Source organism: Flagellimonas sp., assembly GCF_965233845.1.
GTDB lineage: Bacteria > Bacteroidota > Bacteroidia > Flavobacteriales > Flavobacteriaceae > Flagellimonas.
On sequence record NZ_OZ247584.1, the window covers coordinates 1,100,933 to 1,121,093 of the forward strand.

The 20,161-nt window shown below is 42.7% G+C and carries 19 protein-coding genes; 12 read left to right on the plus strand and 7 right to left on the minus strand.

Going from position 1 to position 20,161, the window contains the following annotated elements; all coding sequences use genetic code 11:
- Nucleotides 1–72 precede the first annotated feature (72 nt).
- Nucleotides 73–981 carry an IS1595-like element ISBbi1 family transposase gene (locus tag ACO6S0_RS05025; RefSeq protein ID WP_005807145.1) on the plus strand — a complete coding sequence of 303 codons (909 nt, stop codon included), beginning with the start codon at nt 73–75 and terminating at the stop codon, nt 979–981.
- Between the two features lie 24 nt (nt 982–1,005).
- Here ACO6S0_RS05025 and ACO6S0_RS05030 read toward each other — a convergent pair whose 3' ends face one another.
- Nucleotides 1,006–1,299 (minus strand): helix-turn-helix domain-containing protein, encoded by a 294-nt coding sequence (locus ACO6S0_RS05030; RefSeq protein ID WP_422350905.1) that lies wholly within the window; start codon nt 1,297–1,299, stop codon nt 1,006–1,008.
- A gap of 303 nt (nt 1,300–1,602) precedes the next feature.
- On the opposite strand from ACO6S0_RS05030, the gene ACO6S0_RS05035 reads away from it, so the two are divergent.
- From ACO6S0_RS05035 to ACO6S0_RS05075, 9 genes are all read left to right on the plus strand, one after another.
- Nucleotides 1,603–1,890, plus strand: coding sequence for a hypothetical protein (locus tag ACO6S0_RS05035; RefSeq protein ID WP_422350906.1), 288 nt, complete (start codon nt 1,603–1,605; stop codon nt 1,888–1,890).
- Nucleotides 1,890–2,168, plus strand: coding sequence for a hypothetical protein (locus ACO6S0_RS05040; RefSeq protein WP_422350907.1), 279 nt, complete (start codon nt 1,890–1,892; stop codon nt 2,166–2,168). The genes ACO6S0_RS05035 and ACO6S0_RS05040 overlap by 1 nt, the downstream gene beginning before the upstream one ends.
- Complete coding sequence (locus ACO6S0_RS05045; protein WP_422350908.1) at nt 2,161–4,572, plus strand: TraG family conjugative transposon ATPase; 2,412 nt, start codon at nt 2,161–2,163, stop codon at nt 4,570–4,572. Before ACO6S0_RS05040 ends, ACO6S0_RS05045 begins: the two co-directional genes overlap by 8 nt.
- On the plus strand, nt 4,569–5,174 hold the full coding sequence (locus ACO6S0_RS05050; protein ID WP_422350909.1) for a conjugal transfer protein: 606 nt from the start codon (nt 4,569–4,571) through the stop codon (nt 5,172–5,174). The genes ACO6S0_RS05045 and ACO6S0_RS05050 overlap by 4 nt, the downstream gene beginning before the upstream one ends.
- Nucleotides 5,174–6,013 (plus strand): hypothetical protein, encoded by an 840-nt coding sequence (locus tag ACO6S0_RS05055; protein WP_422350910.1) that lies wholly within the window; start codon nt 5,174–5,176, stop codon nt 6,011–6,013. The genes ACO6S0_RS05050 and ACO6S0_RS05055 overlap by 1 nt, the downstream gene beginning before the upstream one ends.
- A gap of 13 nt (nt 6,014–6,026) precedes the next feature.
- Complete coding sequence (locus ACO6S0_RS05060; protein ID WP_422351802.1) at nt 6,027–6,653, plus strand: conjugal transfer protein TraK; 627 nt, start codon at nt 6,027–6,029, stop codon at nt 6,651–6,653.
- On the plus strand, nt 6,634–7,560 hold the full coding sequence (gene traM, locus ACO6S0_RS05065) for a conjugative transposon protein TraM (protein ID WP_422350911.1): 927 nt from the start codon (nt 6,634–6,636) through the stop codon (nt 7,558–7,560). The genes ACO6S0_RS05060 and traM overlap by 20 nt, the downstream gene beginning before the upstream one ends.
- Before the next feature lie 2 nt (nt 7,561–7,562).
- Nucleotides 7,563–8,348 carry a DUF4138 domain-containing protein gene (locus tag ACO6S0_RS05070; protein WP_422350912.1) on the plus strand — a complete coding sequence of 262 codons (786 nt, stop codon included), beginning with the start codon at nt 7,563–7,565 and terminating at the stop codon, nt 8,346–8,348.
- A gap of 273 nt (nt 8,349–8,621) precedes the next feature.
- On the plus strand, nt 8,622–9,707 hold the full coding sequence (locus tag ACO6S0_RS05075) for a Fic family protein (RefSeq protein ID WP_422350913.1): 1,086 nt from the start codon (nt 8,622–8,624) through the stop codon (nt 9,705–9,707).
- A gap of 270 nt (nt 9,708–9,977) precedes the next feature.
- Here ACO6S0_RS05075 and ACO6S0_RS05080 read toward each other — a convergent pair whose 3' ends face one another.
- A complete protein-coding gene (locus ACO6S0_RS05080; RefSeq protein WP_422350914.1) occupies nt 9,978–11,480 on the minus strand; it encodes a vanadium-dependent haloperoxidase in 1,503 nt (500 codons plus the stop codon).
- 537 nt (nt 11,481–12,017) lie between these two features.
- Between ACO6S0_RS05080 and ACO6S0_RS05085 the strand changes: the two genes are divergently transcribed.
- Nucleotides 12,018–13,391 carry a sialate O-acetylesterase gene (locus ACO6S0_RS05085; RefSeq protein ID WP_422350915.1) on the plus strand — a complete coding sequence of 458 codons (1,374 nt, stop codon included), beginning with the start codon at nt 12,018–12,020 and terminating at the stop codon, nt 13,389–13,391.
- 342 nt (nt 13,392–13,733) lie between these two features.
- Here ACO6S0_RS05085 and ACO6S0_RS05090 read toward each other — a convergent pair whose 3' ends face one another.
- From ACO6S0_RS05090 to ACO6S0_RS05105, 4 genes are all read right to left on the minus strand, one after another.
- The gene (locus tag ACO6S0_RS05090) at nt 13,734–14,315 is read right to left on the minus strand and encodes an arginase family protein (RefSeq protein WP_422350916.1); all 582 of its coding nucleotides are present in this window, start codon (nt 14,313–14,315) and stop codon (nt 13,734–13,736) included.
- A gap of 17 nt (nt 14,316–14,332) precedes the next feature.
- Nucleotides 14,333–14,644, minus strand: a complete 312-nt coding sequence (locus ACO6S0_RS05095; RefSeq protein WP_422350917.1) for a hypothetical protein — start codon at nt 14,642–14,644, stop codon at nt 14,333–14,335.
- A gap of 387 nt (nt 14,645–15,031) precedes the next feature.
- Nucleotides 15,032–15,751: a gluconate 2-dehydrogenase subunit 3 family protein gene (locus tag ACO6S0_RS05100; RefSeq protein ID WP_422350918.1), complete on the minus strand. Its 720-nt coding sequence runs from the start codon at nt 15,749–15,751 to the stop codon at nt 15,032–15,034.
- A 2-nt stretch (nt 15,752–15,753) separates the two neighbouring features.
- On the minus strand, nt 15,754–17,475 hold the full coding sequence (locus ACO6S0_RS05105) for a GMC family oxidoreductase (protein ID WP_422350919.1): 1,722 nt from the start codon (nt 17,473–17,475) through the stop codon (nt 15,754–15,756).
- A 491-nt stretch (nt 17,476–17,966) separates the two neighbouring features.
- Here ACO6S0_RS05105 and ACO6S0_RS05110 point away from each other — a divergent pair, with 491 nt between their 5' ends.
- On the plus strand, nt 17,967–19,223 hold the full coding sequence (locus tag ACO6S0_RS05110) for a TolB family protein (protein ID WP_422350920.1): 1,257 nt from the start codon (nt 17,967–17,969) through the stop codon (nt 19,221–19,223).
- Nucleotides 19,224–19,309: 86 nt separating this feature from the next.
- On the opposite strand, the gene ACO6S0_RS05115 is transcribed toward ACO6S0_RS05110, so the two are convergent.
- Nucleotides 19,310–20,149, minus strand: coding sequence for a sugar phosphate isomerase/epimerase family protein (locus ACO6S0_RS05115; RefSeq protein WP_422350921.1), 840 nt, complete (start codon nt 20,147–20,149; stop codon nt 19,310–19,312).
- Nucleotides 20,150–20,161 lie beyond the last annotated feature (12 nt).

Here is a 20,161-nt window from a genome sequence, read left to right on the forward strand (position 1 = left end):
GTTATATTTTTACTGATTCTCCGCAAACACACCTAATATTTTTAGTATATTAGCGCTCAAAAAGCAGGGATTATGAACATATTCAGTTTTACGGCTCATTTCGGTTCGGAGGAAGATTGTCGTTTGCATTTCAAGGAGCAGCGTGATAAGGAAGGGGTTGTCTGCAAGCGATGCGGGGGCACTTCCCATTATTGGTTACAGGGTAAATGGAGTTATGAATGCAAAGGTTGCCGTTTCCGCACCTCGTTGCGCAGCGGTACGATCATGGAGAGCTCCAAGCTGCCGTTTCTGGTGTGGTACAAAACGATGTTCCTGATGAGTTGCACAAAAAAGGGATTCTCCACCAACGAACTCCAGAAGCAATTAGGATTGAAGCGTTACGAACCGGTATGGGCGATGGTACACAAACTCCGCAGGGCGATGGGCAACCGGGATGCAAGGTATACACTGGAAGGGATGATAGAACTGGATGAGGGTTACTTTTCGGTGGCCAGTAAGGAAATCGAGCGAGGCAAGGGTACACGTGGCCGGGGAGCCGAGGGAAAGCAGAACGTTGCGGTGATGGCCGAAAGCACCCCGTTGGAAGATATCGAAACGGGCAAAAAGGAGAAGCATGTGCGTTATTTCAAGGCCAGGGTACTGGATAGCCATCAAAGTGAAGGAATCAACGGCGTGGTCAGGGACTGCATGGAGGATGATGCCATCGTATTTTCGGACAAAAGCACTTCTTACGTTGACATCTCCGATCTGGTGGAATTGCACGTCACCGAGAAATCAGACGCCAAAACCACCAAGGAAACACTCAAATGGGTGCATATCGCAATCAGTAATGCAAAACGGACATTGCTGGGCAACTACCATAAAATCAAAAGGAAATACTTACAGTTGTATCTCAACGAGTTTATTTACAAATTAAACAGACGGTATTTTGGAGACAAACTCTTTGACAGACTAGTAATTGCGAATATAACAGGTGCATAAACGGATAATCAGTATTTTTATTATCTACATATTACTTGTTTTGACTTTTTTTGACAGCGTTTTTATGATAGCAAAGGCATTAGGCTCATTTTTTAAATCCTCATAAAATTTCTCAGCATACCATAAGGTTAAAAGTTTATTGAAGTCCAACTCCAAAACTTTGGATAGTTTTTGAAGTTGTTTCTTTGTGGGTCTCCTATCATTATTTTCGATTTTACTTATCAGAGCCGTATCAACATCAATTTTGGAAGCCACTTGCCTAAGCAGAAGTCCTTTTTTCTCTCTGTTGGTTTTCAATAAATCGCACAGGTTGTCCATTTGTCAAATATTAGCTTGTCAAAACATGTCTAAATTAGGAATATGGAACTGGATATTTGTCAAATTGTTGGCCAATCTCAGTTATAAGTTGACGTTTTTGAACCCATTTCTATTTCAAGGCTACATTTTATAAACATTACTTCGTGTATCTGCCATTTGATTTGATGCTAAATCAAACCAATAAGCTACAATACAAATCAACTTCTATTTTATTTACAAATAGCTGATTATTAATTATTTAAATGAGTATATGCCGTACTTTTCACATATCAAAAAATCGTCTAATCCCTAAACGTTTACGATATGCGAAAATCTTTCTTTATAACCTTATTGTTTCTATTTTCCACAAGTGCCATCATGGCCCAGATTGGAGGCATCGAAGATTCGGTCAATGATATTTCCGATACCATCCGGGCCATCTTTCCCATTATCCTTGGGGTCATTTTTTTGGTAGGCTTTCTTTTTAATGCCGGTCATTTCTTCGGTGAGAACGCCGACCTGAAAAAAGGGATTACCCGTGTTTTGGTCTTTGTCCTGATTGCCGGGGCCGTTGTAGGGATCTTTACATACCTCATTGGAATCGTGGTGTGATGAAGAAGTACGAAGTCTATCGAAATATCCGGAAGCGGGCCATGATTTTCGGGTTGCCCATTTCATTGTTTGCCCTGATGATGGTATCGGTCATCTGTTCGTTGCTCATCATAATCTTTTCATTTAATCTTAGTGTCATCGTAGGCTTGCTGTTGTTCAATGCCCTATTGTTCGGGGCATTGAGCCAGTGGGTCAATAGGCCTGGCACGTTCCATATCCAAAATGTTTTTCCCCAGGGTATTAGCAATAAAAGAATCAGTCACTTGTCCCATGAATAAGATCAATCTTCATTCTTATCATCCCATACTCGACATCCAAAATCATTTGGTCTTTGCCAACAATGGCAATGTGGTTTTATGCTATCGTGTTCGTTTACCCGAAGTTTACAGTCTTTCGGAAGGGGACTTTGACGAATTGCATGGAGCCTGGTTCCAAGCCTTTAAGTCGCTGCCTTCAGGTACCGTTATCCATAAACAGGATATTTACCAAAAAAAAGGATACGCTGCGCAAAAGCTCCCTGGTAACACGTTTTTGGAAAAGGCAACCCATGACTATTTTAAGGGAAGGGAATATTTGGACCATAAAAGCTTTTTGTTCTTTATCCTTCCCTTGGATAAGACCCTGAATGCGGCCAAATACATCAATCCCTTTCGGAAAACTGAAAAAGGACTTCACCGCAAATTGGATGTCCAGGTAGCCGAGTTCATTACCTCTGTCAATGATGGGATTTCCTATATCAACAATAGTGGAAAGGTGTCCTTGGAGCCCATGTCAACTGATACCATTTTGGATCATACGAATAGCTATTTCAATGGCTTTAATGTCGGTTTTGACACCGATACCCTATTGGGGAAAAGGCATATTGAAATCGGTGATCACTTTTTTGATGCCATGGCCATTAACAGTGAGCTATGTTTTGGTGGGATGGTGCAGAGCTGTATGACCAATAACAAGTTCACCACCGATGATTTCTCCTTTCATCAAGGATTTGTTGACGGTTTAGGTCTGGACTTAGATGAGAACCATATCGTCAACCAGATCCTATATCTGGATGACAGGCACAAGTGGCATAAGCTGTTGGACAAGAAGATTGAGGAATTGAGCAAAAGCTCGAATTTTGGCACTCAGAATAAGGTGGTGCTTAAAAAGATCCGGCAAATTGTGGACCGCATCAATGAGGATGATACCTCCCGGATTGTCCGTGGCCATTTGAATATTGTCTTTTGGCATTCGGAGGTTGAACAACTGAAACGGATAGCTTCCCGAATCAAAGCAGAGTTCAAGGAACTGGATATTGTCCCATATTATCCAAAAGGGGAGGAACGAAAGAGTTATTTTTTGAATTCCTATCCTTACCATGCTTCCAATTTTTCCAATGGGGATCTCTATGTCACCGATCTAAAGCATGCCCTTTGTCTTTTTATCAATAATACCAACTATAGGTCTGATACAACAGGCATCATTTTCAATGATCGGCAGTACAACATCCCGGTACTGAAAGATGTTTGGGATGAACAGAAGAAACGTATCAAGGCCAGAAACTTTGCGATTTTTGCCCCGACTGGCGAAGGGAAATCCTTTTTGGCCAATAATATTTTGCGACAGTATTTTGAGCAAGGGGTCCGTTTGGTCCTTATTGATCTTGGGGGCTCCTATGCCAAATTTGCCAAGCTCTATCCCGGTTTGCATATCATACTTCGTTATGAACAGGGAAAAAATTTGGGCATCAATCCCTTTTACATCTCCAATCAAGCTGACCTGACCCCAGAACGGTTGGAGGATCTGGCTGTTTTTTTATGGGAACTTCTGGCGGAAAACGAGGGTTCCAAAGCCAAGGAAGTGGCCATGAAAAAAGTCCTTTTGTATTATTATGAAAAGGTAAGGGAACAACATTCCCTGGCATCCCTGTACCGATTTGTGGATAAGCACAAGGATACCCTTATCCAAGAGCTCGATATCAAGGAAATGCATTTCAGTGTCTATGACTTTCTGCACATTCTCTCGGAATATGTGGAACGGGGACTCTATAGCTTTTTGTTTCATGTGGATGAGGACCAAACCTATAAGATCGAGGATAAACGGCTCATCATCTTTGAACTGGACGAGGTTCGGGATAACAGGGAAATCCTTTCGGTCATGCTTAAGCTCATCAAGTCGGCCATCCAACGGACGATTTGGCGCAATCCCTCTGAACGGGGCATCATCCTTTTTGATGAGTTCGCGAAACAATTGAAGTTCCCTAATGTATTGGAGAGCGTGGAATTCTATTACCAGGCTATTCGGAAACAGAACGGGGCCATCGGCATTATCCTGCAATCCATCAACCAATTGCCTGAAAATGGCACTTCGGCCAGTATTCTGGAAAACACCCAGGTGATTTATAGCCTACGGAATGAAAAGGGGTATGACGAGTTACAAAGGCGGCTTAACCTTTCCAACCATGATCTGGACCAGCTCAAATCCATACGGAACAACCTGACCGGGGAACGGAAGTATACCGAGATCTTTTTGAAGATCGGTAGGGAGAGCAACGTTTTCCGTTTGGAAGTGCCTCTAGAAGTGTATGCCGCCTATCTCACCGACGGTCCTGCCAATGAGGCCATAATGGCCCTGTATCAAAAACATGATAGCATGGAGGAAGCCATAAAGGAATTTACAGATCAAAATAAAAGAGCCTTATGAAAACAAGAGAAAAACAAACCATAGGGAAAAATACCCTGACTTTACTATTGTTCGTTACCATGGCCATATACCTGCCAAGCCGTGCTACGGCCCAAGGGATGCCGGTGTATGACAATACGAACTTCATCAGTATGACCAAATCCTTGCTGGAGTCCGCCAAACAGACTTCTGAGCTATTGAAGACCGTACAGTTTTTGAAGGAACAGAAGGACAACATTATCAAAGTGAACAATGCCATCAAACAGTTGAGGGCGGTCAAGGAATTGGTCAAGAACAATGGGGTGTTGTTCCAGACGGTCCAAAATGACCTTAGGGACATCCTGAACTCCCCATATATCAAAAGTTCAGAAGTGGATCAGATTTCTGAATCCTTTGAGCAGATCATGGATATGGCCATTGAGGATTTGGATTTTGTCAATCAGATCCTATCCAGTGATCTTTTGAAGATGACGGATGCGGAACGCACGGCCATCTTGATGGAGAAGAAAAGATTGTCACAGGAAATGGTGGCTGAACTGGAGGTCAAGACCCGTCGTTATCGGGAGATCATTTCCTTTCGGAAGATGCAGGATATTATCAATAATAGGGAAAAAGAGTATTGATGGCCGGGTTTCTTTTGAGTATCGGATTGGAGTATGTGGATGCTGTTTTTCAGACCATCAAGGACAGTGACTTTTCCCAATATGCCATTACGGGGATGAAGACCTTGGCCATCCTATTCTTTTTGATCAATATCCTCAAAAAATACAATGAGGGGATTGCATCCACCGATGGGCATACCTGGGGACTGACCCCAACGGAACTGGCAAAGAACTTTGTCATTGTCATCCTGGTCCTATTTTCAACACAGGTATTGGATGTCTTTGATGGTATTTTGGTGGCCATAGAGACCCAATACCGGGATACGGCTCCGGCACTCCTCCCATTACAGTTGCAGGATGTGGACCTGGAACGGGATGTGGGTGCTTTGGAAGCCGCCAAAAAGGCCATGGCCATATTGTATGAGGCCTTGGTGACACCTTTGTACGGACTAAAAATGTTGGCCTTTATTATTGGAACGATCTTGTGGTTGCTGGATATCTTCATCTATCCGCTCTTTTTGGCGGAACGGTATTTTCTTCTGGGTATCCTGCAGACCTTTTTTCCCTTGGTCATCTCTCTGGCCGTATTTGAGAAGTTCCGCTCCTTGGCCTATACCTATTTCAAACTCTATGCAGGCGTGTACATGTTGGTGCCCGCTTTCTTTCTGGTCAATGTCTTTGTGAACAATCTCTATACGGAGATCAACACCAACTTTTGGAGCAGTCTGTTCGGGACGGATTGGGGCGGCGAGTTCTTTGCCCCGGTCATTGAATTTGGTTCCATTGGCTTTATCGTGTTGCTCAAGTTCAAGTTGTATCGAAAAGCCACCAGTTTTACCCTACGATTGTTCACAGGATAAATCAAATAGCATGATGAAAACACCCTTTAAAAATATACAACAGGTTTTGCGATTGAACCGATTGGTGGTCCTGACCGTGGTCATCGCTTCGGCCATGACCTGCATTGTTTCGGTCATTACAGTGGTCAAAATGCAAAGACAATTATTGGACACGGCCTTTGTGGTCCATGACGGGGGAGAGGTATTTCCCTTGAAACTTGTGGACCAACGCGAGAACTTGGAAGTGGAGGCCCTGGCCCATTTGGAACAGTTCCATAAGTGGTTCTATGGTCTGAATGCCGGTAATTATGAAAAAAATATGGAAAAGGCCCTATGGTTGGGGAATGCCACCGTGGATGCCGTGTACCGCCAGAAAAAGGCGGATGGGTTCTATAACCGATTGTTGCAATATTCACTGGTCCAAAAGGTGGAGCGCATCGACTCCAGTATCGATATCCAAGAGGAACCCTATCGGTTTGAGACGAGGATTGTGATCAGCATCAACAGGGGAACGGTAACGGATGCCTATGAGTTGATCACTTCGGGACGGTTGATCCGTGTTGACCGCAATTTCCCGCACAATCCCCATGGACTGTTGATTACTGACTTTTTTGAAAACTCACTACAAAAAATAGAAGCTTATGAAACTACAGAAGAATAAAACGGTTTTTGTTTTGGTGTTGGTATGTGTGGTGCTCTTTATGGTGGCCTATTCCATCCTCACCTTCGGAAAGGAGAAGAAGACGGAATTGGAGCCCGACCGGATTCCCATGCCCGATTTGGAAGAAAACCAAAAGGCCTACGAAACAAAATTAGAGGCTCTGGACAACATCAAGGAGGAGCATGAAACGACCGCACCACAGGTTTATCCCGACCATATGGTGGACGATAAGGGCTATTTCAACCCCGATTATATGGAGTATGAAAAGCAGCGCATTATTGACAGTGTATATCAGTCCGGGAATTTGAATCCCAAGAGGGTATCCACCACATTGAAAAGGGCGGATAGCCTTGACCTGGAACCACCGGTTGAGAAGGCCGATAAGGAAGGGCAAAAGAATGAAACCTCCATGACCACCAAAGCGTTGGGGTTGGAACATCAACTCTTTTTTGCCTCCAATCCCAAGAGCCAGACTGTGATAGCAGACGATAAGTCAAAGGTTCAAATATTGGCCTATGTGGATGGGAACCAAATGGTCAGGGACGGGCATCGTTTGGCTGTACGAATTGGTGAAACTGTTGAATTCAATGGAACAGCCATTGAAGGAGGGGTACTTGTCCATGGCTTTGTAAAGATTCGGCCGAACCGGGTAATGGTCGAGTTTCCGGAAGTGGGCCATAACCCTATAAAGTTCAAAGCCTATGATTTTCTAGACGGTAATGAGGGAATCTATGTGGAGAACCATTTGAAGGGGGAGGTTTTGGCGAAGAGTATGGACGAGACCCTAGCGGAGATCAATATCCCCGGTGTACCCCAGTTTAATGGTATCAAGCGGATTTTCCAAAGGCACAACCGTGCGATCAAAGTGGAGATCAAGGATAAATATCAATTCATTTTAAAACCATGAGCATGCATTTGAGAGAAATAATAGTAATGATGATCGGTTTGACTTTTTCGGGTTTTGTGAAGAGCCAAATGACTTTGGACACCTTGGTTGTCAATGATCACAAAAACGTGACCCTGTTCTTTCCAAATCCCATACGTCAAGCAATCGTTGGCAGTGCGGATTTTGTCTTTTCATACAATAGGGAGGAAGAAGGCTATTTTGGATTGTTGCAGGGTGTGGCCGGGAAGGATAGTGACCTATTGGTGGTCACCTCTGATGGCAATGTGTATGCCTTTATTCTAAAATATGGTAGGGAGCTTTCCCGATTGCATTATTTTATCAGGGAGGACGATTGTATTGGTAAGGAACGCCCAATGGTCAAGTCCTTAAAGAAACAGCCGAAAAACGATGTGGCTTCCTATGAAAATAGCTGCAAGATGCTTTTGCACAATGACTATCGGGCCATAGCGACCAAACGCAGCAGGGGAGTGCGGCTTCGTTTGGAAAATATGGTCTATGCAGGAAAGGAAGTGTATATGGTCTTTGAGATCAGAAACCGCTCCGAAATCGACTTTGAGGTGGATTTTCTGGAGGTCTTCCGGGTCAATGGCAGTAAAAAGCGTAGGGCCTCCCATCAAGAAATTGGGATTGGGCCCTTATACAGATACAAAAATCCAGGTATTGTGCGGGTAGGGGAGACCCAACGTTTTGTGTATGTGCTGCCCAAGTTTGTCTTGGGGGACAACGAACGGTTGAAACTTTCACTACGTGAGTTACATGGCAATAGGAGGGTGGAACTGAACAAATAGGAACTTTGTTGTCCAGATGTTAAAAAGGGACCTAAAAGGCGACCTGTTCAGGGTGTGTTGAGTGTAAGTGTTTTGTGGTCAGTGCATTGATTGTTGAGGTTCGAATCTGGGGGGCAATTCTTTTCTACATGTATTTAGTAAATGGAAAGCTTAAGCTTGGAAAAGTTTCTTGAATTTAGATCAAGGGTAAAAATTACCCCTATAATATGAACAAGGGTAAAAAATGAGTATTTTTACCCTTGTAATTCATTCAAGTGTAAATTTTACCTGTGTATGGCCCATTTCGATAAAACAAAACCGTTCAATGATTTGCCACCAATTCCGCCCCAAAAGGATTTGGAGACTAAAGTTATACTTTTTAAGACAATAAAGGCAAGTCGGGCCCTGGCACAATTAAATGGGGCTATCAGGAATCTACCAAATCCAAGCTTATTTCTGGATAGTCTGCATCTTCAGGAAGCAAAAGCGAGTTCTGAAATTGAAAACATCATAACCACCAATGATGATTTATACAAAGCCGTTGTTGCCGATAAAAAATTTGATAATCCAGCAACCAAAGAGGTCATCAGTTACAAGGAAGCGATATGGCTTGGTCTAAAAAGACTGGAAGAAAAACCTTTTATAACCACTAACCTATGTATTGAAATTGTCCAATGTATCAAACAAAATACATCAGGGATACGGACTTCAATCGGTACGACACTGTCAAATACAAAAGGGGAAGTTATTTACACCCCACCTTCAGGTGAAGATGTCATACGTGAAAAAATGGCCAATCTTGAAAAGTTTGTCAATCAGGACAATAATATTGATCCATTGATCAAAATGGCCATATCGCATTACCAGTTTGAAGCCATCCATCCATTTTCAGATGGAAACGGGAGAACGGGAAGGATACTATTGTTGTTACAATTGAAACTGGAGCAACTTTTGGATATTCCGGCCCTGTTCCTGAGTGAATATATTATCAAACACAAAAAAGAGTATTATAAGCATCTACGCAATGTAACTGAAAAAGGGAACTGGACGGACTATATCCTATACATGCTTGATATGGTCGAGCAAACTTCAATACAAGGGCTAAACCGTTTGGAGTCCATTGTTGCTTTGATGGATAGCACAGGGGCTAAAATCAAGGAGCAATTGCCCAAGGTATATTCGAAAGATTTGGTCGAAGTACTTTTTAAGCTACCATATACAAAGCGTCAAAGCCTTATGGATATCGGTTTGGGTACACCTAAAACGGTTGGAAACTATTTGATTGAATTGGAGGAAAGGGGTTTTTTGAAATCTGTCAAAGTCGGAAAGGAAAAACTATATCTGAACCACGAGTTAATGAAAATCTTGGAACAAGGATAACATTCCTTCAGAATACATAAGTTCCTTTGAAAATGGAAGAAATTTTATGCTTTATTATCCTTTAGGTTCGTATCTGGGGGGAAAGCCACGCTGACTTTTAATCTAAGAATGGTGGTCATCTGAGTTTTTATTTTTTTGTGGCCAATCTATTGTTTCAATTTTTGCCTTAAATTATTTATCAGGCCGCCATACCTTTTTAAATTTGTATTTGGTGTAACTCACTAAGTGAAATTGCTATCGCTGAACTTTTTGTATAACGTTGTTCAAGATTTAATCGTTAGTGGAATAATCTTCTTCTCCAATATGCTTATTATAAAATTTCCAAGCCTCATGGGCTACATCACGTCCCAATTCTAAACCTGCAATGTTGTCAGATTGAATGTGATACCCTCCAAGTACCCTTGATATTCCAGCCATCTCTGCCGTTTTTGTAAAGGTTGGGAACTTTAGGGTAACCGTGTCGCCCAAATTATCAGGTTCTGTCATGGCACCGGCCACAAGTTCAACTTCCGATCCAAACTCATCGCTACCTGTCCATAGTTTTAAAGCTTCGGCACATCCACCACTGATTGTACTGTGCCCGGAGGTATAGCTTGGGAACGGAGGACATAAGAAAGTGTCGGGCGAATAGGGGCGCCATTGGTTGCCCTCCATTTCCATCATTCCCTTGCCAACTCCGCCCCACGCCTTTATCTTCTGTTGGTCATAATATTCGTGAACCAATGCGTATGGCCTGGCAAAGTCATAATACATTTTACTGTCCCATGATGCGATAAAGGCGTCCATGGCCACCACTTGATTGTAGAAGAACATTTTCACATCCTCATCCAAAGTATGGTTGTCCCGAAGGGAAACTTCTTGGGCGAACTTTAACCAGTGGCCCGCTTGTTGTACCGATTGAGGACCGTCCCGCATGAATTCCACCAATGCTTTTTGTTCATCAGTTAGATTGGCCTGAAGTTCAATTACTTCCTTCACCTCTTCCTCCAATTGTTTAGATCCTATTTTTGGAGGTGGCCCTGGGCGGAACTGATTCCCGGATTTCATGGATACGGGTTTTACCTTATCCCAAAATGGGGTCAGGCATGATGGAGCAAATTTTCCACCTTTTCCATCCGAAAAATATTTGGGCTGCCAACGGTTGGGGTCATTGTTTTGATCTACTGGATTGACGGGCTCATAACCGGAATAATCAAAATAGGGTACACCATTTGAGCCTTCTTCTTCACCATATTGATTGGCACCATCTCCTTTTCTGGCCTCAATTACGGCCTTGGCGGCCAAATTTCCTATTCCTTCGGGAGTAGTTGGGTCCAAAGATTCATTATTGGGGTCGAGGCCCAATTCTACCATAAAGTTGGTAAAGAGTTCCTTATCTGAATAATAATATTCGTTCATGGCCCGGTAAGCGGCATAGCTGATGGCAATCTCTTTATTCTCGAGTGTCTGCTCGTCTGATGGCCGACGTTCCACCCCTTCAAGATAAACGGGGACCGCTTTTACATCATATCGGGACCATGCGTCAAAAACAGAAACGAAAATCAAGCCCAAAAATCGGGAAGTGATTGTTGGTCTTGGCTTAAACATTTCAGTATCGTTGGCCGTAGCGGTAATGGCCATTTCACTCCATTGGTAGGCAATGTTGTAAGTGCTATGCGGTTCTGAGGTTGTGGTATTCCGTACTGTAACCTGTTCTTTGCAGCCTAGTAAAAATAAGTTTAATAAAATAAAAATGGCAACCTTGAATGTAAAGGTCTTAATGAATTCCATCATAGAAATAGACTGTGGTTAATAGTTATAATGCTTAAAATCATTGTTGTTCAAATTTAACAAATTGAATTGATGAGGTCTTGCATTCTAAAGAGAAATTTGTTTCCTCTTGAAACACATTTGTTATTATATGGCACCTAATAATGCAAAGTTCAAGAGCTATAGAAAAACAGGCCCAAAAGAGGAACAACCCATAAATTTAATCTTTTGATGATAGATTAATATTATGATATATGAATTTCCCATAAAATTTGTCTAATTATATATTATGCCCTAAGACCATACTACCCTAATTAAAAAGGGAACAATCTATGGTGTTGGTTTATTCCCATAACTTCATTGGGTAAGCTGGGAAGTCTAAATCTAACTTATCCAGTATTATTAAGGTGAGTTTATCTAAATAAAAATAATATACAAGGCATGGTTCTACTTAGAGTTCAATCCGATTTGGATTATATTTAAAGATATTTTTCAGGTTCTGTAGATTGCAAAATAGACAAATGTCAGAATATATAACTTTTCAAAATCCACAACTCTATTATGAAACTGTCACTTTCATTATTTTTCTTTATTGTTGTCAAGGTTTCAGTGGCCAATGTCACTCTACCTTCGGTATTTTCAGACCATATGGTCCTTCAACAGCAAGAGGAGGTCAAATTCTGGGGGTGGGCCAGCCCAAATGAGACAATAACCATATCGCCAACATGGACTGATGAAGTCTATACCACCAACGCCAATAATCAAGCGCATTGGGAACTGTTGTTGAACACTCCCGAATACGGTGGTCCCTACAGCATAAAAATCACGGGCAACAATGAAATACTGTTGGAAGATATTTTCATAGGAGAGGTTTGGTTATGCTCAGGTCAGTCCAATATGGAAATGTCGGCCAGTTGGGGCATTGATAACGGAGATATTGAAGTATCAAAGGCCCAGCATCCACAGATCCGTTTTTTTACCGTTCCAAAAAAGTCTGCGAAGGTACCGCAAGACAATTTACCAGCCCATTGGAAAGTCTGCAGCCCAGAAAGTATGGAGAATTCAAGTGCGGTGGCCTATTTTTTTGCAACAAAGCTGCGTAAAGAGTTGAAGGATGTACCCATTGGACTGATAATATCGGCATGGGGAGGTACTCCAGCAGAGGTCTGGATACCTAAGGAAACTATTGAAAATGATTCCTTACTTACCGCTGCAGCGAATAAACTGACTCCCGTGATTTGGGGACCGATTGAACCTGCAAGAGCATACAATGCAATGATCAATCCTTTGGTAAATTATGTATTGGCAGGAACTTTATGGTACCAGGGTGAGGCAAACACGGGATCCAAAGTCTATGAAAAGACCCTTGAGGGCCTAATTGATTCCTGGAGACAATCATGGGGACGGGATTTCCCTTTTTATTTTGTACAGATTGCCCCATATCAATATGGTGAAGACAATTTCAATGGAGTTGAAATCAGGGATGCTCAACGCAGGGTCGTTGATAATGTCCCAAATACGGGAATGGTGGTAATCAGTGATGTTTCACCTGTGAACGACATTCACCCAAAGGACAAAAAGTCGGTTGGCGAAAGATTAGCTAAATTGGCCTTAAAAAATCACTACCGTATTATTGATGATTTAGTTGAGAGCCCTTTTTTTAAGGGAGTTGTGTTCAATAAGGACAAAGCAATAATCTCTTTTGGGTATGCGGAAGGACTTTATGTAAAAGATAAAAAATCTATGTTCGAGATAGCGGGAAAGGACGAGGAATTTTTTCCTGCAGCCATCAGTATTAAAGGAGAATCCATCGTTATTTCATCAAAGAAGGTTAAGGACCCTAAATATGTTAGATTTGCTTGGGGCAATACGTCGAAATCCAACCTTTTCAACAGGGCCAATTTACCTGCATCCAGTTTTACCACGCTGCGATGAAGCAATGTCCGCTAAATATGATTTTGATAAAACCTCCCCTGTAAAGTGTTTGAGGATGAAGTTAAGGCTGAGTGTCTTCCCTTTATGGAATTTTGGGTATTTTGTCTATTATTTTCTTCTTAAATATAATGACCTGATGAGTCGAGTGGAGGATGGAAATAAAATATATTTTGGTGATTGCCATATTCATCCCAAACCATCAAAAACCTTCACAACCACAAATCAAATGCATTGGCACATATCTATAAACCTTATGGCTTGCATACCAATGATATAGGCAAAAGGACAAAATAATGTAACCATCACCAATATCTTTGGAGACCATGGCCATATGCTGTAGTGCTAACCGCTGTTTTTCCCCTGGTTCAATAGGGTTGTCAGATTCCTAACAAATTCAGTAGTATATGTTCCGTCACTGTCCAAATTTGGATCCAAAATGGTAATTTCCATCCCTATGGCCTTGGTACTCAGCAAAAGGGGAATCAATATTTCGGCGAGTTCATGGTACAGCAGTCCATCTGCTTCCCGGCTGTCCACGGCGGGCATAATGTCATCGTTCAGGACATCTGCATCCAAATGGATCAGGAAGCCATCCAGGTTATGTGTCTCCACCATTTCCAGGAATTGCTCTGCGGTTTGTTTCAAACCATTGTTGCGGAACCTTTTTAAATCGAAATAATGTATATCGGATTCCAAAATGGGATGGACATATTTCGGATCGCATTCCCTATTGCCAACACAGAAGACATTTTCTTCCTTCACATTGGGTTTGAGGCCAAGAATGTTTGTCAGTTTATCATGTCCATGTCCGGTCACTATGGCCAGATCCATTCCTGCGGCCCCACCGGTATCTGATAGCTCAGGGGTAATAAAATCTGTGTGCCCATCCAGAAAAAACAAACCAAACTCGCCTCTTTGTTTCAAAGCGATGGTATTGCCAATCAATATGCTGCAGTCACCCCAAGGATTAATTGAAAGGTATCTTCATCCAGGAAACTTGAAAGTAATCGAGATTGCTCGATGCTGTAATCAACGATATTGCCTACGTTTCTAACCTTTGATATCTCATCCAGTTCCATGGAATATGCCGGGGCATCCAATTTAAAGACCCGCTTAGGACGAATTTTCTTATGGAATCCATGCTTCATCAACCATTCTGGAAGTTTGCCTACACCCGGTTCATCCACGAGTTCGGTTTTTTTTAAACCCAAATTTGATGGGAATTCCAGTATGTTGATTTGGCCGCTGTTCATTTTCAAAAGGAGTTTTGAACCCTATCCTGGTTGTTTTTTGGGTTTAGTCTCCTTGTCGCTGTAATATTGGAAAACCTACTTTGTCCATCTCGGGTGGGTCCCAGTTTTCATTTCTTGATCCTAAGCCTATTTTTGGAAAAGTTGTACAAAACTCCGTTTGATGGCAAGTAATATGGTACTATTAACGTTCATCAATTTAAAAAGGGATAGTTGCCTCTGTGGAAAACGCAGGGTCTCCAAGACACTTAAATTAAAGCCAAAACAGTTGCGATGGATAAAAAAAACCATGAATCTTTTAGGACTATCGCAGGTACGAATGTTCGGGGAAAACATATCCATGAGGGCACCTTGGCATGGGGCATTTAAAAGGCATCTTAGGTTTGCTTTTCAGGTCAACAAATTTCCATTCTCATCCCATTTCGCTATAGTTCCCCGTTTGCTTTGGTCCACACATTTTGCCAACCAGTCCTGATCATAGGAAATACCGTGTTGAGCCAGCACATCATCAGGGACACCATCCCATACATTGGGCATGTTTCCCTGGTATCCCAATTCCTCAATTCCCATTTTGGAAGTATAATACCCTGTAAGGGTAAGGTTCCGCATCAAGGAAAAGAACTGTATTTCCAAAGGATGCTCATCTTGGGGCAAGGTAACATCCGGATAGGCGATCATATCCAAAATTGCTTCTTGCTGTTGGGTTGAAGCCAATATAAATGTGGTATTGTTATCCACTTGGCATCTATGGTCCAACCACATTAACCCTCCCCGTAAGGTAATCTGCATTTCGGGGATATCCTTGGCCATGAACTCAATGAAGTCTGGGACTTCTGCATCCAAGGCACCTCCCAATCCTTGGTCGCTATCTGCGGGTAGGATCAGATTACAAAGTACCGCAATGGTCTCCATCTCATGCCCGTTGAAGAATGTTTCAGCAAAGAGTTCCTCATCGTGTTCCTTTTCTTTTGGGGTCCTTCCATAGGTATATTTCGGGAGTTGTGACGTTTCATTGGCCGTTGTCGCGACCTCAGGTTTGCATCCATGGGCGGCCAATCCTGTGGCGACACCACCCAATATAATCGATTTTAAACTTTTTCTCCGGTCCATTTCTAGATGTTCTGCTGTTTCAGTTGTTCAACAATATATTCTGAAGTCCTCCAGGAGAGGGCCAAGATGGTCCAAGTAGGATTTTTGTCCGCTTGGGACACAAAGGGTCCCGCATCCACAATGAAAACATTGTCCACGTCGTGGAGCTGTTGATATTTGTTGACCACTGAGGTTTTTTCATCATTGCCCATGCGCGTGGTGCCAACTTCGTGAATGATCATGCCAGGAGCCTCTATCCCATAATTTTGCTCTTTGCCGGGTCTCTCGCCCAAGGGTTCTGCCCCCATGTTATGGAAGATTTCCTCAAATGTGTCCTGCATGTGCTTCACCTGTTTGATCTCATGATCGGTCCATTGATAATTAAATTTGAGCACAGGTATACCGAATTCATCCACTTTTGTGTTGTCAATTTCACAGTAGTTGCTTTTTTGGGGTATGGATTCCCCTCTTCCTGACATCCCAACAATGGAGCCATAATACTTTTTGACATCTTTGCGAAGGCCGTTTCCATAACCGCCCACTTTCAGTCCAAAGAACTTATTGAATTCATTGGGATTGAAACCAAAACCGTACCCCGGCATTTTCATGCCACCCCAGATTTCCAAATGGTACCCCCTTGGAAAATCCAAGGTTTTGTTATCCAGCCACCAAGGAGTATAAATGTGCATACCTCCAACACCATCCTCATTATAGCTGGGTTTTCTGTTCATGAGATCTGGGACAAAACTGGCCCGGCCCGTTCCAGTGGAATCGTGCAGGTATTTGCCCACTATATCACTACTATTGCCCAGACCATTTGGGTGTTGTTTACTTTTTGAATTCAAAAGGATTCTTGCCGTACTGCATGCCGAAGCCGCCAATACCACTACTTTTCCCTTTAGTTTGTATTCCTTTCGGTCTTCTTTGTTGATATAGGAAACCCCCGTGGCCTTTCCTTCTTCGTTTGTGGTGACTTCCCGGACCATACAATTCACAAAAAGGTCTACTTGGCCGCCATTCTTTTGGGCGGGGAATATCAAGCAGGTCCCTGCTGAGAAATCGGCATAAACCTGGCATGCCCTGGAACATTTACCGCAATAGAAACAGACTCCCCTGTCGTTGTTGATCTTCTTGGTGAGCATCGACATTCTGGAAGGGTAGACCGGAATGTTCGATTTTTTGGCTCCCTTGATGAAAAAAAGCTCATGCAATCTCGGTTTTGGGGGAGGCAGGAAAAAACCATCAGGGTCATTGGGCAAACCTTCATTGGTGCCAAAAACCCCAATCAGTTTATCCACTTTGTCATAATAAGGTTTTACATCCTCGTACCCAATGGGCCAATTCTCTCCCAGCCCATCATGGTCCTTGCTTTTGAAATCGCGGGGGCCAAAACGGAGCGAGATCCTTCCCCAGTGGTTGGTTCTTCCACCCAGCATGCGTGAACGGAACCATCTAAAATTACTATCCTCTGCATTCGTATAAGGCTCTCCTTCAATATCCCAACCGCCATAGGCCGAGTCAAAATCGCCAAAAGGTCTGTTTGTGTTTGCGCCCCTCCTTGGAGACTCGTAGGGCCATTTCATTTGGGTACTTTGCTCAGGATCTGCGGGATCAAAAAAAGGTCCTGCTTCCACTACGGCAATCTTTAATCCAGCCTCAGAAAGAATTTTGGTGGCCATCCCGCCTCCTGCACCCGAGCCTACTATGATGGCATCGTAGACTACCGAAGATTCTATTATTTGCACTAGTTGATTATTTTTTTCAGCAAAGTAGCAAAATATGGAGTGGAATAATGAATTTTTTATGAAATATGAATAAAAAGGTTAATAAAATGACAAAATACTTGTAAAGCATCTATTTGTTCCAGTCATGGGATACAGACTGACCGAACCTTTCCAAGAAACAATGGAAACAACATGGCGACAATCTGCCAGAATGGATTTGGGCAGTTTTTAAATTCAGGTGCCCTGACAATCTTTAAAATAGTCCTTTGGGCAAACGTAATGGATACAAAACTTCGACTAAAAGAGGGCCCGATACAGTCCAACTGACTTTCCTTTTTTAAGCATAGTTGGTCTTTAGGGGTTCAGATAAAATTTCGACCATAAATAGCAGATATTTAACCTGTTTCCCTAGGTCAAGAATTACATTTACATCCATAGTTCAGGTGAAATGATCCACTTCAATTCTTGAGCTTAAAAAAGTCGCAACCATAATATAATAAAACATAACTATCGTGAAAAAGTTCAAAGTAAGTATCTGTTTCTTTTTGTTGTCCGTATGTTCATTCGCCCAGATTGGGGATTTTGAGGAAGCCGTGGACATAGGTAATCCGGCAATCAAGGGGTCTTCCGTATATGATAACGCCACACAAACCTATACTTTAAAAGGAGGGGGGAGCAACATTTGGTTCAACCATGATGAGTTCCATTTTCTTTTTAAGAAAATAAAAGGGGATTTTATCCTAACCGCCAATTTTGAACTTATAGGGAATGAAGATGGGAACGGCCATCGAAAAACAGGTTGGATGATACGCGAGACAACCGAGGATGATGCAGTGAGCATCAACACCTGTCTGCATGGCGATGGTTTGGTCGTGCTTCAATGGCGTTTGATGAGCGGTGCATATATGCGCGATCCGGAAGATGAAATATTTTTTCCAAAACAATATTTTGGGGAGAACACCATTCAATTGGAACGCGTGGGAAAGACCATTACCATGCGGATAGCCCATCCTGGTGAACCTTTAGAGGAAATGGAATCCCTGACCATGCCAGAGTTGAAGGATGAAGTCCTGATAGGGCCCTATGTATTGGCACATGATCCTGAAGATATTCAAACGGCAAGAATATGGAATGTACGGATTTCCAAGCCCGTTGCCCCCAATTGGCATCCAAACCACTTGGTTGAAACAGCTTCGCATGAAGGTGTGGCCAGGGGAAGCAGGGTGGAAATTGTGGACATGGCCACTGGAAAAAGAAAGGTTGTCCATACATCTGACCATGGGCTAAATTCTCCATATTTTTCAAAGGATGGAAAGTCGATTCATTTTCTTGATGGGGCTGGGACGTATTCCGTTGCCACTAGCGGAAAAGGCACTGCAAATGTGGTGGAAGATGCAATTGGTGTTGCAAGCGGAAGCGGGAAGGCCAAGAGCAAGTTTGAATACTATAATGAGGGAAAGACATCGACCAACCAAATTTGGCGCAAGAGCAAAAATGGTTCAGAGCGTATTCAAATGACCCATGATCTAGATCATTCATGGTATCCACATCTTTCACCAGATGGGAAATGGGTGGCCTATTTGTCCATGCCCCATGACGCTAAACCAGATGAACCTGTACAGTTCCAAAGGGTAAGCCTCAAAATCATGCCTACCGGTGCGGGAGCTCCAAAGACAATAGCCCATTTTTATGGAGGGAAAGGCAGTTTTGAAAATTATGCATGGTCTCCGGATAGCAAATCACTGGTCTTCATCAGCACTTCAGAATAAAAATCCCAGCTGGGTTGTAAAAGAAACCCGCCAAGGCATGCCTTGGCGGGTTCTTAAGTATTGGTTGGTTGGTTTTTGAAAAACCTTCAGAGCTTACTCATGTAGTCCATATTATATTTCATGCTCTCCAAAGGGGTTGTTGCATATTCTTCCTGTTCAATGAAAATGTGTTTTACACCGGATTTTCCAATATTTTGAAGCATCAGGGGCACGTCCAGACCACCTTTGCCAAATTCGGTGCTCACCTTTTCCTCCATGTTCATGTCCTTGAGATGCCAGAGTGGAAAGCGTCCTTGGTAACGATTAAAGTAATCCAAAGGGTCTTTTCCTGCCACAACGGCCCATCCCAAATCCAGTTCCATGTGCACCAGGTCAGGGTCTGTATTGTCCAAGAGAACATCATACAATACTTCTCCATTGTGTGATTCAAACTCGTATTCATGGTTGTGGTATCCAAACTTTAGCCCGGCCGCTTTGCAATCTTCGCCTGCTTTATTGAAGGCTTCGGCAACTTTTTTGTAATTGTCCGTAGTTTGTCCGTTTGTGGGCATAGTGGAACAGATAAGATACTCTTGACCAGAAGCCACGGCCTCTTCGATAGTCTGTTTCCATTGATCGTCCAGATGGACGTGTCCGCTTACTAATTTCATCCCCAATGCATCACAAGTGGATTTCATTTCCTGAGGGGTCAGCCCATAATAGTGCCCCTTTTTGCTCCTTGCAGTCTCAATTTTTTTGATTCCTATTTTGGCGATTTGTTCCAAAGTGCCTTTGGGATCTTTCATCATTTGGTCCCTAAAAGTATAGAGTTGGATTCCCAATTCTTTTTTAACGCTATTTCCACCAATGGCACAGGCCGAGGGTAGAATAAGGGCTCCCAAGGTAAAGGCCCCAGATTGCCAAAGAAATTCTTTTCGTGTAATCATAATTGGATTTTT

What these genes read in the sequence shown, in the direction of transcription:
- ACO6S0_RS05095 (WP_422350917.1), bottom strand. Translation starts at nt 14,644, where the DNA reads ATGAACAGCGGCCAAATCAACATACTGGAATTCCCATCAAATTTGGGT.
- ACO6S0_RS05040 (WP_422350907.1), top strand. Translation starts at nt 1,890, where the DNA reads ATGAAGAAGTACGAAGTCTATCGAAATATCCGGAAGCGGGCCATGATT.
- ACO6S0_RS05035 (WP_422350906.1), top strand. Translation starts at nt 1,603, where the DNA reads ATGCGAAAATCTTTCTTTATAACCTTATTGTTTCTATTTTCCACAAGT.
- ACO6S0_RS05060 (WP_422351802.1), top strand. Translation starts at nt 6,027, where the DNA reads ATGAAAACACCCTTTAAAAATATACAACAGGTTTTGCGATTGAACCGA.
- ACO6S0_RS05025 (WP_005807145.1), top strand. Translation starts at nt 73, where the DNA reads ATGAACATATTCAGTTTTACGGCTCATTTCGGTTCGGAGGAAGATTGT.
- ACO6S0_RS05050 (WP_422350909.1), top strand. Translation starts at nt 4,569, where the DNA reads ATGAAAACAAGAGAAAAACAAACCATAGGGAAAAATACCCTGACTTTA.
- ACO6S0_RS05085 (WP_422350915.1), top strand. Translation starts at nt 12,018, where the DNA reads ATGAAACTGTCACTTTCATTATTTTTCTTTATTGTTGTCAAGGTTTCA.
- ACO6S0_RS05030 (WP_422350905.1), bottom strand. Translation starts at nt 1,299, where the DNA reads ATGGACAACCTGTGCGATTTATTGAAAACCAACAGAGAGAAAAAAGGA.
- ACO6S0_RS05115 (WP_422350921.1), bottom strand. Translation starts at nt 20,149, where the DNA reads ATGATTACACGAAAAGAATTTCTTTGGCAATCTGGGGCCTTTACCTTG.
- ACO6S0_RS05045 (WP_422350908.1), top strand. Translation starts at nt 2,161, where the DNA reads ATGAATAAGATCAATCTTCATTCTTATCATCCCATACTCGACATCCAA.
- ACO6S0_RS05075 (WP_422350913.1), top strand. Translation starts at nt 8,622, where the DNA reads ATGGCCCATTTCGATAAAACAAAACCGTTCAATGATTTGCCACCAATT.
- ACO6S0_RS05100 (WP_422350918.1), bottom strand. Translation starts at nt 15,751, where the DNA reads ATGGACCGGAGAAAAAGTTTAAAATCGATTATATTGGGTGGTGTCGCC.
- ACO6S0_RS05070 (WP_422350912.1), top strand. Translation starts at nt 7,563, where the DNA reads ATGCATTTGAGAGAAATAATAGTAATGATGATCGGTTTGACTTTTTCG.
- ACO6S0_RS05080 (WP_422350914.1), bottom strand. Translation starts at nt 11,480, where the DNA reads ATGATGGAATTCATTAAGACCTTTACATTCAAGGTTGCCATTTTTATT.
- traM (WP_422350911.1), top strand. Translation starts at nt 6,634, where the DNA reads ATGAAACTACAGAAGAATAAAACGGTTTTTGTTTTGGTGTTGGTATGT.
- ACO6S0_RS05055 (WP_422350910.1), top strand. Translation starts at nt 5,174, where the DNA reads ATGGCCGGGTTTCTTTTGAGTATCGGATTGGAGTATGTGGATGCTGTT.